The sequence below is a fragment of the Erythrobacter donghaensis genome (assembly GCF_001557325.1).
GTDB classification, from domain to species: Bacteria; Pseudomonadota; Alphaproteobacteria; order Sphingomonadales; family Sphingomonadaceae; genus Erythrobacter; species Erythrobacter donghaensis_B.
Map to the genome: position 1 here is coordinate 1 of NZ_LSJS01000194.1, position 21053 is coordinate 21053.

19 protein-coding genes are annotated in these 21053 nt (G+C 68.5%); 4 read left to right on the top strand and 15 right to left on the bottom strand.

Going from position 1 to position 21053, the window contains the following annotated elements; genetic code table 11:
* The 5 genes from AX692_RS11730 to AX692_RS11750 all read right to left on the bottom strand — a co-directional run.
* A partial coding sequence (locus AX692_RS11730) for an NADH-quinone oxidoreductase subunit C (protein ID WP_073977700.1) occupies positions 1 to 766 on the bottom strand: 766 nt, incomplete at its 3' end.
* A gap of 6 nt (positions 767 to 772) precedes the next feature.
* Positions 773 to 1351, bottom strand: a complete 579-nt coding sequence (locus AX692_RS11735) for a NuoB/complex I 20 kDa subunit family protein (protein WP_073975289.1) — start codon at positions 1349 to 1351, stop codon at positions 773 to 775.
* Positions 1348 to 1722, bottom strand: coding sequence for an NADH-quinone oxidoreductase subunit A (locus AX692_RS11740; protein ID WP_073975291.1), 375 nt, complete (start codon positions 1720 to 1722; stop codon positions 1348 to 1350). Before AX692_RS11740 ends, AX692_RS11735 begins: the two co-directional genes overlap by 4 nt.
* Before the next feature lie 133 nt (positions 1723 to 1855).
* The gene (locus AX692_RS11745; protein ID WP_230959558.1) at positions 1856 to 3052 is read right to left on the bottom strand and encodes an SMP-30/gluconolactonase/LRE family protein; all 1197 of its coding nucleotides are present in this window, start codon (positions 3050 to 3052) and stop codon (positions 1856 to 1858) included.
* A 29-nt stretch (positions 3053 to 3081) separates the two neighbouring features.
* Positions 3082 to 4512, bottom strand: a complete 1431-nt coding sequence (locus tag AX692_RS11750) for a coniferyl aldehyde dehydrogenase (RefSeq protein ID WP_073975126.1) — start codon at positions 4510 to 4512, stop codon at positions 3082 to 3084.
* A 156-nt stretch (positions 4513 to 4668) separates the two neighbouring features.
* On the opposite strand from AX692_RS11750, the gene AX692_RS11755 reads away from it, so the two are divergent.
* Positions 4669 to 5865, top strand: a complete 1197-nt coding sequence (locus AX692_RS11755; RefSeq protein WP_073975107.1) for a thiolase family protein — start codon at positions 4669 to 4671, stop codon at positions 5863 to 5865.
* A 20-nt stretch (positions 5866 to 5885) separates the two neighbouring features.
* Here AX692_RS11755 and AX692_RS11760 read toward each other — a convergent pair whose 3' ends face one another.
* Positions 5886 to 6383 carry an SH3 domain-containing protein gene (locus tag AX692_RS11760; RefSeq protein ID WP_073975108.1) on the bottom strand — a complete coding sequence of 166 codons (498 nt, stop codon included), beginning with the start codon at positions 6381 to 6383 and terminating at the stop codon, positions 5886 to 5888.
* A 95-nt stretch (positions 6384 to 6478) separates the two neighbouring features.
* On the opposite strand from AX692_RS11760, the gene AX692_RS11765 reads away from it, so the two are divergent.
* Complete coding sequence (locus AX692_RS11765; RefSeq protein WP_073975109.1) at positions 6479 to 7489, top strand: 2-hydroxyacid dehydrogenase; 1011 nt, start codon at positions 6479 to 6481, stop codon at positions 7487 to 7489.
* On the opposite strand, the gene AX692_RS11770 is transcribed toward AX692_RS11765, so the two are convergent.
* From AX692_RS11770 to AX692_RS11800, 7 genes are all read right to left on the bottom strand, one after another.
* Complete coding sequence (locus tag AX692_RS11770; RefSeq protein ID WP_073975110.1) at positions 7486 to 8184, bottom strand: alpha/beta fold hydrolase; 699 nt, start codon at positions 8182 to 8184, stop codon at positions 7486 to 7488. The two genes, AX692_RS11765 and AX692_RS11770, sit on opposite strands and share 4 nt — an antisense overlap.
* Before the next feature lie 20 nt (positions 8185 to 8204).
* Positions 8205 to 9608 carry an NAD(P)H-dependent flavin oxidoreductase gene (locus tag AX692_RS11775; RefSeq protein ID WP_073975111.1) on the bottom strand — a complete coding sequence of 468 codons (1404 nt, stop codon included), beginning with the start codon at positions 9606 to 9608 and terminating at the stop codon, positions 8205 to 8207.
* Positions 9609 to 9701: 93 nt separating this feature from the next.
* Positions 9702 to 10436 carry a class I SAM-dependent methyltransferase gene (locus AX692_RS11780; RefSeq protein WP_073975112.1) on the bottom strand — a complete coding sequence of 245 codons (735 nt, stop codon included), beginning with the start codon at positions 10434 to 10436 and terminating at the stop codon, positions 9702 to 9704.
* Positions 10437 to 10439: 3 nt separating this feature from the next.
* Positions 10440 to 11567, bottom strand: coding sequence for a peptide chain release factor 2 (gene prfB, locus AX692_RS11785; protein WP_073975113.1), 1128 nt, complete (start codon positions 11565 to 11567; stop codon positions 10440 to 10442).
* 85 nt (positions 11568 to 11652) lie between these two features.
* Positions 11653 to 12180: a peroxiredoxin gene (locus tag AX692_RS11790; protein ID WP_073975114.1), complete on the bottom strand. Its 528-nt coding sequence runs from the start codon at positions 12178 to 12180 to the stop codon at positions 11653 to 11655.
* Positions 12181 to 12223: 43 nt separating this feature from the next.
* Complete coding sequence (locus AX692_RS11795) at positions 12224 to 14740, bottom strand: penicillin-binding protein 1A (RefSeq protein ID WP_073975115.1); 2517 nt, start codon at positions 14738 to 14740, stop codon at positions 12224 to 12226.
* 54 nt (positions 14741 to 14794) lie between these two features.
* Positions 14795 to 15712, bottom strand: a complete 918-nt coding sequence (locus AX692_RS11800) for an N-acetylmuramoyl-L-alanine amidase family protein (RefSeq protein WP_073975116.1) — start codon at positions 15710 to 15712, stop codon at positions 14795 to 14797.
* A 426-nt stretch (positions 15713 to 16138) separates the two neighbouring features.
* Here AX692_RS11800 and AX692_RS11805 point away from each other — a divergent pair, with 426 nt between their 5' ends.
* The gene (locus AX692_RS11805) at positions 16139 to 18946 is read left to right on the top strand and encodes an Rne/Rng family ribonuclease (RefSeq protein ID WP_073975117.1); all 2808 of its coding nucleotides are present in this window, start codon (positions 16139 to 16141) and stop codon (positions 18944 to 18946) included.
* A 173-nt stretch (positions 18947 to 19119) separates the two neighbouring features.
* Here AX692_RS11805 and AX692_RS11810 read toward each other — a convergent pair whose 3' ends face one another.
* A complete protein-coding gene (locus AX692_RS11810; RefSeq protein ID WP_073975118.1) occupies positions 19120 to 19752 on the bottom strand; it encodes a class I SAM-dependent methyltransferase in 633 nt (210 codons plus the stop codon).
* Between the two features lie 85 nt (positions 19753 to 19837).
* Here AX692_RS11810 and AX692_RS11815 point away from each other — a divergent pair, with 85 nt between their 5' ends.
* Positions 19838 to 20143 (top strand): hypothetical protein, encoded by a 306-nt coding sequence (locus tag AX692_RS11815; RefSeq protein ID WP_073981458.1) that lies wholly within the window; start codon positions 19838 to 19840, stop codon positions 20141 to 20143.
* Here AX692_RS11815 and AX692_RS11820 read toward each other — a convergent pair.
* A complete protein-coding gene (locus AX692_RS11820; protein ID WP_073975120.1) occupies positions 20140 to 20886 on the bottom strand; it encodes an SDR family NAD(P)-dependent oxidoreductase in 747 nt (248 codons plus the stop codon). The two genes, AX692_RS11815 and AX692_RS11820, sit on opposite strands and share 4 nt — an antisense overlap.
* Positions 20887 to 21053 lie beyond the last annotated feature (167 nt).

A 21053-nucleotide genomic window follows, 5' to 3' on the forward strand; every position in this document is an offset into this window, starting at 1 on the left:
GGTCGGGGGCGCCGGGGGCGGGCTTGCCGGTGTCCTTCTGCTCGGGCCCCGGGGGCGAGACCTTCGCGGCGGCAGCCTTGTCGGCAGCCCTGCCTGCGCCGGTGTCGCCCTGCTTCTCGGTGACCTTGGGCTCGGCGACCGCGGGGGCCCCGCGCGATTTCTCGTCTCCGGGAAGCACGTAGTCCGCGCCTTCCCAGGGCGAGAGGAAGTCGAAGGTCCGCATTTCCTGCGCCAGCACGACCGGCTCGTACACCACGCGCTTCTCCTCTTCGGAATAGCGCAGTTCGGTGTAGCCCGTCATCGGGAAGTCCTTGCGGAACGGGTGCCCCTCGAAGCCGTAGTCGGTGAGGATGCGCCTGAGGTCCGGGTTGCCCGCGAAGGTCACGCCGAACATGTCGAACACCTCGCGCTCGAGCCAGCCCGCGTTGGGCCACAGCGTGGTGACGGTCGGCACCGGCGTGTCCTCGGAAGCCGAGCATTTCACCATCACGCGGTGGTTCTTGGTGAGGCTCTGGAGCATGTAGACGACTTCGAAGCGCTCGGGGCGGCTCGGGTAGTCGACCCCGGCAATTTCCATGAGCTGCTGATAGGCGTGATCGTCACGCAGGATGCGTAGCACCTTGTTGATCGCATCGCGCTGGACGCGGAAGATCACCTCGCCGTGGGCTTCGACAGCCTCGATCAGCCAAACCGAGATGGTCTCGCTGACGGCGTCGATCACGCCTTCGTTGGAAGCGAAGCGCGGTGCGGAATGGAGAACGGCCATGCGCCCTTACCTCTCGATCGTGCCGACGCGGCGGATCTTCCGCTGCAATTGCATCACGCCGTAGAGCAGCGCCTCGGCGGTCGGCGGGCAGCCGGGGACGTAGATGTCGACTGGCACGATCCGGTCACAGCCGCGCACGACCGAGTAGCTGTAGTGGTAATAGCCGCCGCCATTGGCGCAGCTGCCCATGCTGATCACATACTTCGGGTCCGACATCTGGTCGTAGACCTTGCGCAGCGCCGGGGCCATCTTGTTGCACAGCGTCCCGGCGACGATCATCACGTCCGACTGGCGCGGGGAAGCGCGCGGGGCGGCGCCGAAGCGCTCCATGTCGTAGCGCGGCATGTTGACGTGGATCATCTCGACCGCGCAGCAGGCAAGGCCGAAGGTCATCCACCACAGCGAGCCGGTACGCGCCCACTGGAACAGCTCCTCGGTCGAGGTGACGAGGAAGCCCTTGTCGGTGACCTCGGTCTGGAGCGCGGTGAAGAAGCTCGCGTCAGGCGCGCGCACCTCGCCGCCCTGGGCGGTGGTCAGCTTCGAAATGTCGGGCAGTCCTTGGGGAGGAGAAACGATATTGGTCATTCCCAGTCCAACGCCCCTTTCTTCCATTCATAAGCGAGGCCCACCGCGAGGATGAACAGGAACACCATCATGCCGCTCCAGCCCACCCAGCCCGTCTCGCCGAGGCTGACCGCCCAGGGGAACAGGAAGGCGGCCTCGAGGTCGAAGACGATGAAGCTGATCGCGACGAGGTAGAAGCGCACGTCGAACTGGCTGCGCGCGTCCTCGAAGGCGGGGAAGCCGCATTCATACTCCGAGAGCTTCTCGGCATCGGGATTGTGCACGCCGGTGAGGCGCGAGACCACCATCGGGGCCACGACGAAAAGCACCGATAGCCCGAGGGCGACCAGCACGAATAACAGTATCGGCAGATACTGGCTGAGGTCGATCACGACGATGTCCAAGCTGTTAATCCCGTGGCCCCGCCCTAGGCCTGTCGCGCGCGGGGCGCAAGCCTGCGACTCGGGGAAAAGCCCGCAGGGGAGTTGCAGGAAATCGAACAGACGTTGCGGGCGGCCACTCCCCTCAGCGAGCGCCCAGCGGCAGGCGGCGGATCACCGTGGGCAGCGGCTTCATCCCCTCGCGCAAGGCGCCCTTGTCATAGCGATCCCACTGGCCGGTCGCGACATAGTAGAGCACGCCATCGGCAATGCTCCCGCCGAGCGGCTCGGTCCAGTCGGGATGGGCCTGTTCGAGGATGCGGTGGCCCACGATGCGGGTGCCGTCGTCCGACAGGCGGAAAGCGCAGATCCGCATCGGGCTGGTGCCGTTCTGGACCGCGACGAGCTCGCCCCGATGGAGCCAGAGCCCGTCGACGCCGTCGAGCGCGGCGGGCACATCGCTGGCAAGCCGCCGCACTGCACCGCTGCCGAGCTCCACCGCCGCAAGCCCGTAGCGGAAATCGCTGACATAGAGCCGCGCGCCATCCGCGCTCACCGCCAGCCCTTGCGGCGAGCGGAAGGTGCCGGGTGGCACCAGCGCCTCGAGCGCCGTCTTGCCGGGCACGCGACGATAGACACCGCCACCCACCGGATCGCTGGCATAGACCGAGCCGTCCGGCCCGACTGCGAGGTCGGACACCGCCACACCCTCGGGCGCGGGGATCATCAGCAGGTCGCCCATGTCGCCGGTCAGCCCGATCAGCCCGGTGAAGCCGGCAGGATCCGGCGCGGCCCCGTCGATGTTGGCCGAGGCGACCCAGCCCAGGCTTCCGTCGGGCGCACTGGCCAGGCCAGACAGGGCCTGCGCCCGCGGAACCGGGACTTCGATCCACTCGCTGTTCGGGCCGAGCGCAAACAGCGTGCGCCGCGACACCGAGCTTGCCAAGGCGCCCTCTTCCCCCGGCACCACGATGACGCTCTCGATCAGGCCGGCCTCGGCGGGAAGCGTGCCAAAGACGGTGCTCGCCGCGATGACCTGCGGCGCCCCGGCAAGCATGGCGCGCGCCGCCTCGGCATGGGCGGGGCCGATCAGGTCGGGGATCTGTGCCCGCGCCCGCTCGCTGAAGACGTGGCCCCGTGCCGCGAGCCAGCGCAGGCTGGCGAGCGCCCCCTCGCCCTCCCCTGCCTGCAATTGCGCATTGAACAGCCGCAGCCGCACGCTGGCGCTGTCGGGAAAATCGCGCGCCAGCTGCTCGAGCCCCGCCACATCGGCGATCTGCCCGGTCGCCGCGTCGACCGCGCGCCACGCCGGCGGAGCCTCGGCGGCAAGCGGCGCGGCCAAGCACAATGCAAGCGCGGCAGTTAGCGCCCTCATTTCATCATGCGCGCCGCGGCTGCCTCGGTCGCCTTGCCATAAGGCGGCTTCAGACCGCCCAGCTTGGCGATGTCGATCTTGGGCTGGTGATAGACCGCGCGGGCATGGCTGAACTCGCGAAAACCCTCGATGGCGTGGTAGCTGCCCATCCCCGAGGGCCCGACCCCGCCGAACGGCAGGTCCTCCATCGAGACATGGAACACCACGTCATTGGTGGTCACCCCGCCCGAAATCGTGCGGGTCAGCACGCGCTCCTGCTCGGCCTTGTCGTCGCCGAAGTAGTAGAGGCCGAGCGGGCGGTCGTGCTCGTTGATGTAGTCGACCGCCTGATCGACCGACTTGTAGGTCATCACCGGCAGCACCGGGCCGAAGATTTCCTCCTGCATCACGGTCATGTCGTCGTTCACGCCGCGCAGCACGGTGAGCGGCATCTTGCGCTGGTTGGCATTGGCGAAATCCTCGCCTGCCGGGTTGACCTCGATCACCTCGGCGCCCTTGCCCCGCGCGTCCTCTACGAGGCCCTGGAGGCGCTCGAAATGACGGTCGGAGACGATCGAGGCGTAATCGTCATTGTCGAGCACGCGGGGATACATCGCCGCCGCCGCCCCGGTGACGCCCGCGACCGCCTCGTCGGCCTTGTCCTCGGGGACGATCAGGTAGTCGGGCGCGAGGCAGATCTGCCCTGCGTTCATCATCTTGCCGATTGCGATGCGCTCGCCCGCCTTGGCGAAGTCGGCGCTGCGGCCCATGACGACCGGCGACTTTCCGCCCAGTTCGAGCGTCACCGGCACGAGGTTCGCGGCCGCCGCCTGCATCACCCGGCGTCCCGTCGCGGTCGAGCCGGTGAAGACAAGGTGGTCGAAGGCGAGCGAGGAGAACGCAGCCGCCACTTCCGGCCCGCCGGTGATGCAGGCCACCTCCTCGGGCTGGAAATATTGCGCGGTCAGCTCGGCCATCAGCGCGCTGGTGCGCTCGGTGAACTCGGACGGCTTGATCATCGCCCGGTTGCCCGCCGCGAGCACCTGCATCAGCGGCCCGAAGGCGAGCTGCACCGGGAAGTTCCAGGGCGAGAGGATGCCGATCACTCCCTTGGGCTCGTAACGCACCTCGGCGCGCGCGCCCATCAGGCCGAGCGGGAATTGCACCTTGCGCTTCTCGGGCTTCGACCAGCTGTCGATGTGCTTCAGGGCATGATTGCCCGCGCCCACGGTCGCGGCGATGTCGGTCAGCATCGATTGATGGTGCGAGCGGTTGCCGAAATCGGCGCTCATAGCCTTGGCGAAGGCCTCGCCGTGGTCCTTGACCAGCGCCATTGCGCGGCGGATGCGGTCCTTGCGCTGGCTCAGCGGCTCGGGGCGCGAGGCGGTGAAGGCGGCGCGCTGGCGCGCCAGCAGGCTTTCGAGTTCAGCGCGGCGATCGTCGGCCATGTCGTTCTCCCGTTCGGACATTGGTTTCGATTTGCGACGTGTTGTTGCGGAATACCTGTGCGAGCGCAAGGCGAATGGATGCCTCGCGATTGCCATGCACGCCTGCCATCACTACATCGCGCCGGATACCTCTCCGTCAAAGCAAAGGACTTTGCCATGACCCAGCTCTCCCCCGCCGATCCCGTCGTGATCCTCTCCTACGCCCGCACCCCGATGGGCGCGATGCAGGGGGCGCTGGCCGAGGTGGCCGCGACCGATCTGGGGGCGATTGCGGTCAAGGCTGCGGTGGAGCGCGCCGGCGTCAGCGGCGAGGAGATCGACCGCGCCTACATGGGCTGCGTGCTGCCCGCCGGCCTCGGCCAGGCCCCCGCGCGCCAGGCGGCGATCAAGGCGGGCCTGCCGCTCTCGGTGCAGGCGACCACCGTCAACAAGGTCTGCGGATCGGGAATGCAGACCGTGATCATGGGCGCCGAGGCGCTCGCCAGCGGCACGATCGACGTGGTCGTGGCAGGCGGGATGGAGAGCATGACCAATGCCCCCTATCTCCTCAAGAAGCACCGCTCGGGCGCGCGGCTGGGCCATGACACCGCCTATGACCACATGTTCCTTGACGGCCTTGAAGACGCCTACGAGCCGGGCCGCGCGATGGGCACCTTCGCGCAGGAAACCGCCAACCAGTACCAGATGACCCGCGAGGAGATGGACGCCTACTCCATCGAATCGCTCGCCCGCGCCAACAAGGCGATCGCCAGCGGCGCCTTTGCCGACGAGGTGGTGCCGGTGACCGTGAGCACCCGCGCGGGCGATGTCGTGGTCGAGCATGACGAGGCCCCCTCCAAGGGCCGCCCCGACAAGATTCCGCAGCTGAAGCCCGCCTTTGCCAAGGACGGGACGATCACCGCCGCGACCTCGTCGTCGATCTCGGACGGTGCCGCCGCGCTGGTGCTGACCCGCGCGAGCGTCGCCGAGGCCAAGGGCCTCACGCCCGTCGCCCGCGTGGTCGCCACCGCCGCCCATGCCCAGGCCCCGGCGCAGTTCACCACCGCGCCGATCCCGGCGATCCAGAAGGTGCTGGCCAAGGCCGGCTGGGGCGTCGACGATGTCGACCTGTTCGAGGTCAACGAGGCCTTCGCCTGCGTCGCAATGTTCGCGATGCGCGACCTCGGCATTCCGCACGAGAAGATCAACGTCAACGGCGGCGGCACTGCATTGGGCCACCCCATCGGTGCGAGCGGCGCGCGCATCATCGTGACGCTGATCGCTGCGCTCAAGGCGCAGGGCAAGACGCGCGGCGTCGCCTCGCTGTGCATCGGCGGGGGCGAGGCCACCGCGGTCGCTCTCGAGCTGGTCTGATAGTCGACCGCCGGGCGGCGCTATTCGTCGCCCGGAAGGTCCTGCGAGCCCCACAGGCGCCCGGCGGCGATGAAGCCCTTGCGGCCTGCGATATCGACCTCGCACCACCCGGCCTTGCACTTCGTCATGCCCGCAATCACCCCCGGCTCGGCGCGCCACTTCACCGCCGAGGCGGGATCGGGCGCGGCGCGCACCTCGGCAAGGCCGGTGCCGATCACCATCCCGCCGCGCGCAGGATCGAGCTGGCTCGCCGAGATCCAGCCCTGCGTGCCCTCGTGATCCTCGACCAGGCGCCAGCCTTCGCGGACGCGCACCACCTTCACCGGCAGACCTTTGCGCGTATAGACCCACGAGACCGGATATTCTGCGCTCGGCCCAACGCGCATGTTGACCTTCTCGAACCGCAGCGCCGCCCAGTAGGGCAGCGCCCGGTCCTGCGCTGCGAGCGGGGGGACGAGCGTCCCGGCGGCAAGCACCAGCGCGAGCGCGCAAGCGATGAGGCGGCGGAATCCCTGCATTCCCGAGCGATAGCGCCTTACGCTTCACCGATTCAAGCCTCGCGTGACGATCCGCGCCTTGACCGCCAAGGGTTTGAAGGATTAGCCCTCGCGCCATGACCCAGCGCCCTCCCCGTCCGCTCGCCAGCCCGCCGCGCGTGATCGTCACCCGCCACCTGATGCCGGCGGTCGAGGGGCGCATGCGCGAGCTGTTCGACGTGGTGCTGAACGAGAGCGACGTGCCGCTGACCCGCGACCAGCTGGCCGCCGCGATGCAGGATTGCGACGTGCTGGTGCCGACCGTCACCGACAAGATCGACGCCGATCTGATCGCGGGCGCGGGCGAGCGCCTGGGCCTCATCGCCAGCTTCGGGGCGGGCACCGAACATATCGACCTTGCCGCCGCCGCCGCCCGCAAGATCATCGTCACCAACACCCCGGGCGTCTTCACCGATGACACCGCCGACCTCACCATGGCCGGGATCATCGGCGTGCCGCGCCGCATCCGCGAGGGCACCGCGCTGGTGCGCAGCGGCAAGTGGACCGGCTGGGCACCCTCGGGGCTGCTCGGGAGGAAGCTCGCGGGCAAGGTGCTCGGCATCGTCGGGATGGGCCGCATCGGACAGGCGGTCGCCCACCGCGCGCGCGCCTTCGGGCTGGAGATAACCTACACCAACCGCAAGCAGCTCCCCGAGGCCTTGGAGCGGATGCTCGGCGCGCGCTACGTCGCCGATGTCGACACGCTGATGGCCGAGGCCGACATCCTCACGCTCCACTGCCCGCTCACCGAGGAGACCCGACACCTGATCGACGCGCGCCGGATCGCGCTGATGAAGCCGGGCAGCAGCATCGTGAACACCGCGCGCGGCGAGCTGATCGACCAGGAAGCGCTGATCGCCGCGCTCGAATCGGGGCATCTCGCGGGCGCCGGGCTCGACGTCTATCCGAACGAGCCCCATGTCGATCAGCGCCTCATCGCCCACCCCAACGTGATGACCCTCCCCCACATCGGCAGCGCGACCGCCGAGGGCCGCGAGGATTCGGGCCACAAGGTGATCGCCAACATCCGCATGTGGGCCGACGGGCACAGGCCGCCCGATCAGGTTCTGACCGCGCTGGTGCGCTAGCCCGCCAGCGCCTGCCCCAGTTCGGTCACGACACGCTCGATCGCAGGCCGGGTCGAGGCGAGCGCGAAGTGGTGGAAGGGAACTTCGACCTCGGCATCACGCTCATGCGGCTGTCCGCGTGCCGATGCTGGGGCGATCACCCCGTCCTTCCTCGACCACAGCGCGATCGTCGGCACGGGAGGCTTCACCGCCGGATCGTCGGGCACCGGCGGGGCATTGACCTTGTGGTCGTTGATCGCCTCGTAGAGCCGCCAGGCATTGTTCGCGCGCCGGTCGCCCGAGAAGGGCGTGCCCAAAGTCATCACCAGCTCGACCAGATCGGGGTGGCGTTGCGCCAGCACCCGGGCATAGAGCCCGCCGAGGCTCCAACCCAGCAACGCGACCTTGCGCTGCTCGGCTTCTGCGATCGCAGCCAGACGCTCGACCGCGCGGGCGAGGGTCTTGGGCTGAATGCCGGTCAGAAAGCCCATCATGGAGGCGTGGGCGCGGTAGCCGCTGCGCACCAGGGTGCCGCGCAGAAGCGCGGTGGCGCTGTCGTTCGTGAGGATGCCGGGGATCACCATCACCGGCTGCCCCGCCCCATCGCGCGCGTCGGCCGCGGCGTGCGGGCGGCGCAGCGGGCTCAATGCAATCGGCACGGTGATCGGCAGCTCGCGCAGCCAGAGCGAGAGGGGCGGCGGGGCGGTGTCGTCCATCCCCGCGCCCTAGCGCAGCGTCAGTCGCCGGTCAAAATCCGCTCGACCAGCTCGCCCACGCTCGGCGTGTAGCCGTTCGAGAAGAAGGGGTCGGTCTTGAAGCGGTAGGCCGCGTGGCCCGCGAAGGCGAGGTTGTTGTCGGGGTCGTCGCCGTGGGCGATGTCCTGTAGGGTCTTCTGGATGCAGAAGCTCCGCGGATCGGCGAGGCGTCCGGTGGTGAAATCATCGTGGTCCTTCCAGCTGGAGAACTGGCAGTGCGAGAGGCACCCCATGCAGTCCTGCTGGTCCTGGCGGATCGTCTCGCGCGCCTCGGGGGTGACGAAGACGATCGTCCGTTCCGGGGTCTTCAAGGGCTCGGTGTGCCCGGCGCGCATCCACATTTCGGCGCGCGCCTTGTCCTCGGGGCGCACCCAGAAGCTTCTTGCCTTGCCGTCCTCGCCGAGCTGGACGGTGCCCTCCTCCTCGCCGCGCTTGAAGTAGGGAATCTGGCGCTCGCTGCGGTGCATCAGGTCGTAGAGGAACGGGGTCTTGACCGCGCTCGAATAGAAGCCGGTGGGCGAGAACTTGTGGAGCAGCACATCGCCCGGCTCGACCGTGCGCAGCATGTCCTTCCAGATCTGGGGGATCGGGCTCTCGCGGGTCAGCAGCGGCCGCGTGCCGAACTGGAAAGCGATTTTCCCGAGCTCGGGATTGTCGATCCAGTTCTCCCACTCGCGCAGATACCACACGCCGCCCGCCATCACGATCGGCACGTCATCGGAAACGCCCTCGGCGCGCATCGTGTCGCGCAGCACCTTGACGCGCGGGTACGGGTCCTCGGGCTTGGTCGGATCCTCGGCGTTGGAGAGGCCGTTGTGCCCGCCCGCCAGCCACGGGTCTTCATAGACCACCACCGCCATCAGCTCGGCGACCTTGTGGTAGGAACGCTTCCACAGCGCGCGGAAGGCGCGGCCCGAGCTGACGATGGGGAGGTAATTGACGTTGAAGCGCGCCGCGATCTCGGCCAGCTTGTAGGGCATCCCCGCCCCGCAGGTGACGCCCGTCACGAGGCCCCGGGTGCGCTCGAGCACGCCTTCGAGCACGGCCTGCGCCCCGCCCATTTCCCACAACACGTTGATGTTGATCGCGCCCTTGCCGTTCGCGATCTCGAAGGCCTTCTTGACCTGCGTCGTGGCGCCTTCGATGGCGTAGCGGATCAACTCGTGGTGGCGTTCCTCGCGAGTGCGGCCGCGGTAGATCTGGGGAATGACGTTGCCGTTCTCGTCATAGCTGTCGGCGTTGACCGCGCTCACCGTGCCGATCCCGCCCGCGGCCGCCCATGCACCCGAACTGGCGTAGTTGGTTGCCGACACGCCCTTGCCGCCTTCGACCAGCGGCCACACTTCACGCCCGCCGTAGACGATCGGGCTCAATCCCTTGAACAATGAAGATCCCCTCTGCGCCACTGTGGCGCGGTATTTCGAATTCTTGCCATAGTGCGCCTCTCCTTGCGCCGCAACCTCACGCCCCGCGCGCCGTCAGCCCGCGTCGCAGACCTTGATCGCCTGGGGATCGGTACGTTTGGCCCCACGCTCGAAGCGCGCGAAATAACCCTTGATATCAGGGCGCTCGATATATTCGACCAGCACATAGCCGACCGCCTCGAACTCGCAGAACAGCACTGTGTGCGGCAGGCCGTGGCGGCCCACGGGACTGTCGCTTTCCACGACCACGATCTGACCGCCATTGTTCAACGCGGGCCACATGTTCCACAGGAAGGCATAGGGCTCGGTCACCTCGTGGTACATGTGCACCATGAAGATCCGGTCGAAGCTGTCGGGGGGAAGCTGCGGGTTGTCGATATCGCCGAACTTGATCGAGATGTTCTCGAGCCGCTCGCGCTCGACCCGTCGCCCGAGCCGGTCCAATGCCTCGCGACTGATGTCCTGTGCCAGCACGCGGCCATCGACGCCGACCCTTTCGGCGAGGCGCACGGTGTAATAGCCCTCACCCGCGCCGATATCGGCGACGGTCATGCCCGGGCGGATGTCGGCGAGGTCCATCACCACCTGCGCCTCGTTGCGCTCGTCGCGCGCGTCCTCGTTGGAGAACTGGTTCGAGACCACCGCCGCGACCGGACGGTCGGGCGCGGGGAAAACGAGCGCGGTTTCGGGGCGGTCCGAGGACGCCGGCGCGATGGCATCGCACCCGGCAAGCAGCAACGCGCCGAGCGTTGCAGCAGCGGGCAGATGCACAGGCCGCCGCGCCCGCATGGCCTACTCCACGTCCTCGAACTCGACCTTCTCGCCGGTCACCCGCTGCGCGAGCGCCGCCGAGATGAAGGGGTCGATCGCCCCGTCGAGCACCGCGTCGGGCGAAGTCGAGACCACGCCTGTGCGCAGGTCCTTGACCATCTGGTAGGGCTGCAACACGTAGGAGCGGATCTGGTGGCCCCACCCGATGTCGCTCTTGGCCGAATGCTCGGCGCTCGCCGCTTCCTCGCGCGCGCGCATTTCCGCCTCGTAGAGCCGCGCCTTGAGCATGTTCATCGCGATTTCGCGGTTCTTGTGCTGGCTGCGGTCCTGCTGGCTCGCCACCACGATGCCGGATGGCTGGTGAGTGATGCGCACCGCGGAGTCGGTGGTGTTGACGTGCTGCCCGCCGGCGCCGGATGCGCGGTAGGTGTCGATCTTCAGATCGGCGGGGTTGATGTCGATCTCGAAGCTGTCGTCGATCACGGGATAGACCCACACGCTCGAGAAAGACGTGTGGCGGCGGGCCGAGCTGTCATAGGGGCTGATGCGAACGAGGCGGTGGACGCCGCTCTCGGTCTTGGCATAGCCATAGGCGCCGTCGCCCTTGATGAGCAGCGTCGCGGACTTGATCCCGGCCTGTTCGCCCGCCTGGTATTCGACCGTCTCGACCTTGAAGCCGCGCCGTTCGGCCCAGCGGCCATACATGCGGAAGAGCATCTCGGCCCAGTCCTGGCTCTCGGTTCCGCCCGCACCCGCGTGAATTTCGAGGTAAGTGTCGTTACCGTCCGCCTCGCCGGAGAGCAGCGCCTGCACCTTGTCGGCATCCGCGCGGTCGGCGAGCGCGGCGAGCGTGGCGAGGCCGTCCTCGACGATGCTCTCCTCGCCCTCGGCCTCGCCCAGCTCGATGAACTCGATCGCGTCGGCCATTTCGGCGGCGATCTCGTTCACCGTGTTGACCGCGGTCTCGAGCGTCTTCTGCTCGCGGCTGATCGCCTGCGCCTGCTTGGGATTGTCCCACAGGTTCGGGTCCTGCACCCGCGCGTTCAGCTCGTCCAAGCGGCGCAGCGCGCGGTCCCAGTCGAGCGACAGGCGCACCAGCGCGAGCGCCGCTTCGATCCGGTTGATGTAAGCCTGGGCCTCGGCCCGCATCGGTCTTCCTTCGTGGCGAAAAGCGTAATGAGGCCGACGCGCTTAGCGTCGCGGGCGCGATTGTAAAGCGCCTGCGGTGCGCCCGCTAGCGCTTGAGCGCGCGCACCGCGGCGAGCGTCGTGGCGACGTGACCGCGATAATCCGCGTTCGAATGGACCGCTACGATCCGGCCGTCCCGGGCGATCACGTAGGAGGTGCGCCGCGTCAGCCCCGAGGGGCCGGTCACGTCATAGGCCTTGCCGATCTGCGCCGTGGCGACACCGACGGGGAAGGCATCGCGGCAATGTTCCCGGCTGAAGCGCCCAAGCGTTTCGATGTCGTCGGCCGACATGCCGATGACGGTGGCGCCTGCCGCCTTGAACTGCGGCATGGCCTCGGCAAAGGCGTTGGCCTCGAGCGTGCAGCCTTGGGTGAAAGCCTTGGGGTAGAAATAGAGCACCACCGGGCCCTTCGCGAGCGCGGCCTGGAGGTTGAAGCCGAATTCCTTGCCCGCGAGCGCAGCGCGGGTGGTGAAGAGCGGGGCCTTGTCGCCCCCCTTCAATTCGGCGGAGGCGGTGGTGACGGTCAGGGCGGCAAGAGCCAGCGCGGCGGCGGATCGGATGAAGCGGTTCATGCCCTCCCCAACCCGCCAGCCCTGCTCGCGGTTCCGGCGCAGATCAGTCAAGCCCGCCTTCCTCGACAACACTGCCCTCTTCGGACGGCGCATCGACCACCGCGGCCGCCGCGCTCTGACGCCCGGCGCGGATCAGCGCGAGGATTTCGTTGCGCTTGGCGGCGATCGCGTCCTGCCGGGTGTAGCGCTCGGGCTCGGTGTCGGGCTTGAACGCCTCCCAGATGATCGCCGACTTGGGATCGTCGGTGGGCCAGCCATCGAACACCCGCTTGCCCGAGCGGCGGTCGATCCGCACCATGCGCACGCCGGTGGGGGCGACGGGGGGGAGATCGGACCACCTGGGCTTGGTCTTCTCGATCAGGCTCTTGATGATCGGCGCCGAGATCGTGCCGCCATAGGCATAGCCGCCCATGTTGCGCGGCTGGTCGAAGCCGACATAGGCGCCCGCGATCATCTGCTGGGTTCCGCCGATGAACCACACATCCTTGGGGCCGGTTGTGGTGCCGGTCTTGCCGAACAACGGGAGATTGAGCGAGTTGAGCACGGTCGCGGTCCCGCGGCTCACGGCGCCGCGCAGCATGTGCATCACCTGGAAGGCGGTGCGTGCGTCCATCGCCTGCGTGCCCATGACGCCAAAGCGCGGCATCGGCTTGCCGTCCCACTTGGCCATGTTGCACCCCCGGCATTCGCGGGCGTCAGCGCGCCACACCACCTTGCCGCGACGGTCCTGAACGTAGTCGATCAGCGTCGGCGGCGCGAGCCGGCCATGGTTCGCCAGCGCCGAATAGGCCGCGACCATCTTCACCAGCGTCGTCTCCCCGGCACCGAGCGCAGTCGAGGGATAGGCCGGGAACTTGCCGATCCCGACCTTCTCGATCCCCTTGACGACATTGGGCATCCCCGCGGTCATCCCGATCTGCACGGTCATGATGTTCTGCGACTGCTCGAGCCCGTAGCGCATCGGGTGCTGCCCGCCGCTGCCCGAGCCGCGAATGCACTTCTCGCCGAGGTTGGCGCCCTGATAATAGCAGAAGCGCGAGTTATCGACCTGCGTGGAAGGCGTCATCCCGTTGTCGAGCCCGGCGGCGTAGACGAAGGGCTTGATGGTGGAGCCCGGCTGGCGCATCGCCTGCGTGGCGCGGTTGAAGTCCGACAGGCGGTGGTCGAAGCCGCCCTGCATCGCCAGCACGCGGCCGGTCTGCGCTTGTTCGACCACCAGTGCGCCCTGCGCCTCGGGGATGGTGCGCACGGCAAAGCCATTGCCCGAGGGGCTCGCGGCGATCACGTCGCCAGCCTTCAAGGCATTGGGCAGCCCGATCAGCGGCGCCTCGCTGCCGTCGGCGAACCCGATGGTCGCGCTCGGCCCGCTGCGGCGGGTGACGACGCCGATGCGCCAGTCCTTGTAGCTGATCCCGAGCGGAGAGGATTGCAGCTGGCTCGCCCAGTTGCCCTCCGACAGGTCGAGCGTGGCGACCGGCCCGGCCCAGGCCCGCCCGCCGTGATAGCGCAGCAACCCCTCGCGCAGCGCATCGCGCGCGGCGATCTGGATCTGCGGGTCGAGGCTGGTGCGCACCCACAAGCCGCCCGCATAGACCGAGTTGGGCCCCGTCTCTGCCGTCTCGCCGAAACGTTCGATCAGTTCGCGGCGCACTTCCTCGAGGAAGTAGCCCGCATCGACCGAACGCTCGCGCCGCTGGGTGACGAGGCCGAGCGGCTGCGCGGCCGCCGCGCGGCGCTCGGAACCGGTGATGAAGCCGTTCTTCTCCATCTGGTCGAGGACGAAATTGCGCCGTTCGAGCGCCGCGGCTTCCTGGCCTTTGCGCCCGTAGCGCTCGGGCGCCTTGGGCAGGATCGCGAGGAACGCGGCCTCGTGCAGTTCGAGCTGATCGACATCCTTGTCGAAATAGGCCCGCGCCGCCGCCTGCACCCCGAAAGAGCGCCGCCCGAGCGGGATTTCGTTGAGATAGAGCTCGAGGATCTCCTGCTTGGTCAGCACGCCCTCGATCCGCCCGGCGAGAATGATTTCCTTGAGCTTGCGGGTGACCGAATATTCGTCGCCCAGCAGCAGGTTCTTGGCGACCTGCTGGGTGATGGTCGAACCGCCGACCGCGCGCTTGGTGCGCGCCGGATTGAGGTAATCGATCACCGCCCCCGCCGTGCCGAAATAGTCAATCCCGCCATGGCTGAAGAATGTCTTGTCCTCAGCGGCGAGGTAGGCCTCGATCAGCTTCTGCGGAAAGTCGGCATATTGCAGCTGCACCCGGCGCTCGCGCGCGTAGGAATGGACGATCTCGCCATCGACCCCGCGCACGACGGTGGGCAGCGGAGTCTCGTAGGTGAGCAGCGCCTCGGCCTCGGGCAGGTCGCTGGCGAGCCACACGAAGACCGCGATCCACAGCACGAGGAAGGCCCCGAAGAGAAGCGCCGCGATCCGGAACAGCCGGCTCTCCCGCCAACGCGCGGAAAACCACGCGAGGGCCGCGCCGATGTCGCGGTTGACGCGGTAGCGCAGGTAGGCCCAGGTCGAAAGCTGGCCGGACGGGGGAGTGGTTTCGGTCATGAGCCGCGCGCAACTAGCACGCTGACCCTCGGGAAGGCTAGCGCCATTGCAACCCTATTCCCCGCCCTCTGGTCCGCTCCGGGGCGCCTCGGCGCGGCGCGCGAAATGGACGCGGATCGCGCGCGCCAGCACGCCTGCATAGCGCGCCCGGCCTTCGGCCGTGGTAAGCTGCGCGCGATCGGTCTGGTTGGTGACGAAGCCGCTTTCGAACAGCACCGAGGGAACGTCGGGTGCGCGCAGCACCGCAAGCGCGGCCGAGCGGCGCGGCTGCGGCACGAAGGCGAGCGCGTTCTCGCCCTCGCGCAGCACGAGGCTCGCGAAAGCCAGCGCGTCCTCCTGCGTGCGCTGCTGCGACAGCTCGACGAGGATCGCGCTGACATTCTCGCTCGCGCCCGCGATGGTGATGCCGTTCAGCCGGTCGGCGTCGTTCTCGCGCGCGGCAAAGCGCGCCGCCGCCTCGCTCGAGGCTTCGTTGGAGAGCGTGTAGATGCTCGCCCCGCTCACCGCCTCGTTCGCATCGCCCGCGCTGTCGGCGTGGATCGAGATGAACAGGTCGGCCTCGAGCAGCCGGGCGATCTCGGGGCGGTGCGGCAGGGGCAGGATGCGGTCATCGGCGCGGGTCAGCGCGACGCGCACCCCGCCCTGCTTCAGCAATTCGTCGCGCAGCGCGAGCGCGATTGCGAGGGTGATCGCCTTCTCCTCGAAGCGCCGCCCTTCCGCATCCTCGCCGACCGCGCCGGGATCGCGCCCTCCGTGCCCGGCATCGATCACCACCAGCGGGCGCGAGGGATCGTCGGGGCCTTCGACGGGGGGCAGTTCGAGCGTGGGCGCTGCCTCGCCCGAGAAGGGGATATGGAGCACGTAGTCGCGCCCCCAGATCGGCACCGGGATCACCAGGCCCAGCGCCTTGGCACCGCCCAGCAGCGCGGCGGGCACCAGCAGAACGATCAGCAGGAGGGCGCGATAACTCATTGCGCTTTGCGGCTTACGTTCTTGGCACGGGCAAACGCAATAGAGTTGCGGGGCTGCCCCCACAGTGCTAGCGGTGGTGACATGGAGGCCGGATCAGGGCGCGCAAGTGCGCTCCCGCCCCCTCCCGCTTCCGGGCAGCCGATATTCTTCGCACCCCCGGTCCAGTACAGGTTGATGCAGTGACAGATCGCTTTTCCCGGACAACCAGCACCCAGCGCGCCCTGCGCCTGAGTCCGGTTGCGGGAGAAGGCGCGGCGCCAGGCCGCACGCTCGCCATTGCAGACACGAGCTTCGCGCCGAATGCCGTCGGCCTTCGCGGCGCGATTATCCCTTCCGGCATCGCCTTCGGGCGCGCCGGTTCACCACAATATGCGCGCCCCCTTCACGTCCGCTTGCGGGCAAGGCCGGGCGCATGGAGACATTTGAATGGCAACGCGCATGCTTATCGATGCGCGCCACCCGGAAGAAACCCGGGTGGCGGTTCTGCAAGGCAACCGGATTGAGGAATTCGATTTCGAATCTGCCGAACACAAGCAGATCAAGGGCAACATCTATCTCGCCAAGGTAACCCGGGTCGAACCTTCGCTGCAGGCGGCTTTCGTCGATTTCGGCGGCAACCGGCATGGGTTCCTCGCCTTCAGCGAAATCCACCCCGACTACTACCAGATCCCCAAGGCCGACCGCGACGCGCTGCTCGCCGAGGAGGCCGAGGCCGCCGAGGAAGAGGAGCGCCTGCGCGCCGAGGAAGAGGACGCCGGGATAGCGCCCGGCGCCGAATATGACGCCGAGGACGAGAGCGGCGGGGCCCTCGCCGAGGACTTTGCCGAGAACGGCGTCGAGGAAGTCGACACCTCCGACAAGGACGACGTCGCCACCATCGAAGGCGGCGCCTCGGATGAGGAGGAGAGCGCCGAGGACGAGAACGGCGAAGGCGAGGAATCCGCCGAGGACAGCGAAGGCGGCGAGGAGCGCGGCCGTCGTGGCCGTGGTCGTCGCCGTCAGGGCAAGGGCGAGAAGGGCGGCGAAAAGGGCAACGGCCGCACCCGCGCCAAGCAGGTCGACGAGGTGCGCGCCAAGCGCATGGCGCTGCGCCGCCGCTACAAGATCCAGGACGTCATCCAGCGCCGTCAGGTGCTGCTCGTGCAGGTCGTCAAGGAAGAACGCGGCAACAAGGGCGCGGCGCTGACCACCTACCTCAGCCTCGCGGGCCGCTACACCGTGCTGATGCCCAACTCGTCGCACGGCGGCGGGATCAGCCGCAAGATCAGCTCGACCAGCGATCGCAAGCGGCTGAAGGAGATGGTCTCCGACCTCAAGCTGCCGCGCTCGATGGGCCTGATCGTCCGCACCGCGGGCATGAGCCGCACCAAGCCCGAGATCAAGCGCGACTTCGATTACCTCGCCCGCGTGTGGGACGAGATCCGCGAGAACACCCTCGCCTCGGTCGCCCCGGCGCTGATCCATTCGGACAGCGACCTCATCAAGCGCGCGATCCGCGACATCTACAACAAGGAAATCGAGGAAGTCGTCGTCGAGGGCGAGGAAGGCTACAAGTCGGCCAAGGCGTTCATGAAGCTGCTGATGCCCAGCCACGCGCGGCGGGTGAAGGCCTATTCGGACCCCGTGCCGCTGTTCCAGCGCTACGGCGCCGAGGACCAGCTGCGCGCGATGTATGATCCGATGGTGCAGCTGAAATCGGGCGGTTACCTCATCATCAACCCGACCGAGGCGCTGGTGTCGATCGACATCAACTCCGGGCGCTCCACCAAGGAGCACGGGATCGAGGCGACCGCGCTCCACACCAACCTCGAAGCCGCCAAGGAAATTGCCCGCCAGCTGCGCCTGCGCGACATGGCCGGCCTTGTCGTCATCGACTTCATCGACATGGAGTACCCCTCCAATGTCCGGAAGGTCGAAAAGGCGATGAAGGAGGCGCTGAAGAACGATCGCGCCCGCATCCAGGTCGGCCGCATCAGCTCCTTCGGCCTGATGGAAATGAGCCGCCAGCGGCTGCGCACCGGCGTGCTCGAGGCGACCACCCGCGCCTGCCCGCATTGCGATGGCACCGGCCTCGTGCGCACCGCGTCGTCGGCGGGGCTCTCGGCGCTGCGCCTGATCGAGGACGAGGCGGCGCGCGGCAAGGGCACGCAGATCCGCCTCGCGGCGAGCACCGAGGCGGCGATCTACCTCCTCAACGAGAAGCGCGCCGACCTCGTCGAGATCGAGCAGCGCTACGGCGTCAGCGTCGCCGTGGTGCCCGAGGGCGAACAGGAAGGCGCGAAGATGAGCGTCTCGAGCTCCGGCCCGCGCCCCTCGCAGGCGCCCAGGTTCGAACCGATCATCGACGATGACGACGACGATCTCCCCGAGGAAGAGGACGACTTCGCCGAGGAGGAGGCCGAAGAGCGTCCGGAACGCCCGGCCCGCCGCGAACGCGGTGAGGGCGAGGATGACGGCGGCCGCAAGAAGAAGCGCCGGCGTCGGCGCGGTGGCCGCAACCGCAACCGCGAGCGCGAGGACGGCGAAGCCGGTGACGAGCGCCACGAGCGTGACGAGGATGGGGATGGCGAGGCCGGTGAAGAGGCCGGTGACGCAGATCGCGGCGAAGACTCCGCACCCGAATTCGGCGAGGATGGCGAGGCGCGCCCGAAGAAGCGCCGCCGCCGCGGCGGCCGCGGCCGCAAGCGGCGCGAGGGCGATGCGCCCGAAGCCGGCGACGAAGCGCAAAGCGAGGACGGCGAGGCCGTGACCGCGGATGACGCCGAAGCCGAGGCTCCCGCCGAAGCCGAGGCCGAAGCACCGGTCGCCGCCCCCGAAGCGGATACCGCCGCCGAGGAAGCCGCCGCCGAGAAGCCCAAGCGCGTCCGCGCGCCGCGCAAGAAGAAGGTGGCGGAGCCGGTTGCAGAGGAAGTCCCCGCCGAACTCGCCCCCGAACTCGCTGCCGAGGCGACCGAGGCTGCCGCTGGCGTGGAGGAAGAGGCACCGGCCGAGAAGCCCAAGCGCAAGCGCGCCCCGCGCAAGGCGAAGGCCGCCGCCGCCGACCCGGCCGAGAGCCTATCGCAGCAGGTCGCCGAGGACATGGCGGTGATCGCGGGCCCCGACGACGCGCCCGAGACCGCTGAAGCGGCAGCCGAAGACAGTGCTCCCCAGCAGGAAGCCCCCGCTGGCGAAGCCGCTCCCGAAAGCGAAGCCAAGCCGCGCCGCGGCTGGTGGCAGCGGACCTTCGGCGAGTAGGCCGGGCGGCATCCCACAGGATCGAGGGCGGGAAGGAGCGATCTTTCCCGCCCTTTTCTTTTCAAGCTCGAGGTGGCCCAACCCCGGCCCCTCCCGCGTGCAGGAGGGGAGCGAGACTTGCAAGCTTGCTGGCTAGTCGCAGCCGGATGAGCCTCCGCGCGGTCGCGCCCCCCTCATCCCATCTTCCGCGCCGTCCCCCATTCCATCCATCCGGCAAAGCGCGGGGCCCCGGGGGTGTAGCCCTCCCCCAGCGGCTCCACCGCGAAGCCCGCGCCCGCAAGCGCCCCTGCGATCGGCCGGGTCAGATGACACCCGCCCGCGAGGCGCTTCCAGACCGGCTCGATCCGCCCCTGCCACGCGCGCACTCCCGCGTCGGGGGCAAGGCCGTGCTCGAGGAACAGCACCGCGCCGCCGGGGCGCAGGATGCGGCGCATCTCGCGCATCACCTGCGCGGGTTCGTCGACCGAGCACAAGGTGAAGGTGCACACCACGCAGTCGAAGCTGGCATCGGCAAAGGGGATCGCTTCGCCCCGCCCCGCCCGCAAGTCCGCCGCCCAGCCCTTCGCCCGCGCCACCGCGCGCGCGCCATCGAGCAGGCCTTCGTGCGGGTCGATCCCGGCATAGGAGGTGATCGCGGCCGGATCATAGAACTGATGGTTGATCCCGCCCCCGCCGCCCAGCTCGAAAACGTCGCCCCGCGCGCGCGGCACCACCGCCGCGCGCCGCTTCATCACCTGGCCTTGCGAGCAGGCGCAGGTGATGAGGCGCGGCATGACATTCGCCTCGTACCAGCTTTTCAGTCCCATCCCGCGCTCCCCTCTTTTCCGCTCGCCCCAGGCGTGGCACATTATCGCCCAAATGCAAAACCGGCTTCTGGGAGGGACCGCCGCCATGAACAGCACCACATCAAGCACCGGCGCGCCCGAGCGGCCCGCGTTCCGCTTCCACCCCAGACTGTGGATCGCCGCCGCGCTGCTGCTCGCGCTGCCGGCAGTGGCGATGCAGGTGACCAGCGAGGTCAATTGGGGGCCCGAGGACTTCGCCGTGGCCGGCCTGATGCTGCTGGTGCTGTGCGCCGCGCTCGAGGGTGCGATGAACTACCTCACGGCGCTGCGCTGGCGGGTGAGCGCGATGACGCTGGCGGTGCTGATGTTCCTGACGCTGTGGGCGCACCTTGCGGTGGGGCTGTTCGACTAGGCGGGGACTTCCTCGCCCCGGAAATCGAACACCCGCCCCGATTGGGCCGGAGCGAGTTGCGCGAGCACCGCGATCAGGTTCGCCGCCGCCACTTGCGGCGCGGTCAGCTGCCCCTCGGCGAGCCCCGACTGGAACGGCGCAGAGAGCGCGGAATCGACCGTGCCGGGGTGCAGACCGACGATCACGCTGTCAGGGTGGGTGCGTGCCATCTCCAGCGCGAAGTTCCTGAGCAGCATGTTGAGCGCGGCTTTGGAGGCGCGATAGGAGTGCCACCCGCCGAGCCGGTTGTCGCTGATCGAGCCGACCCGGGCCGAAAGCGCGGCGAAGGTGAAGCCGCTCCCCCGCGGCATCAGCGGCAGCATGTGCTTGGCGATCAGCGCGGGGCCGATGGTGTTCAGCGCGAAGACCTGCGCCATCGTGTCCGCCTCGAGCCGCTTGTAGGATCGCTCAGGGCCGGTGCCATCGGGGAGCGTCAGCACGCCCGTCGCGACGATCACCCATTCGGGAGGTGTCTCGCGCATCATGGCGGCGGCAGCGGCGATGCTCGCCTCGTCTTCCAAATCGAAGGAAAATCCCTCAAAACCAGAGCCTTCGGGCACCGCGCCACTGCGCGATCCGGCATAGATCCGCGCGCATCCGGCGGCCGCGAGGCCCTCGCACAGCGCCCGTCCGATCCCGCCGCTCGCCCCGAAGACGCAGGCCGTGGGCGGCACGCGAACTGGGGTCTGTCCTACATCGTCCATGGGGCATAAAGTGCGCCCAGGGCCTTGTGGTTCCGCCCTTTTTCATGCCCCTTTTTCGCACTGTTGGCGGGCCTCGCGGGGCGGGAGGGATTTTCGCCGCTTTACAGTGCCTCATGTTTCTCCAACACCGCAGTGCTGAGCCGCGCTCAACCCCTGTGCGAAAGCCT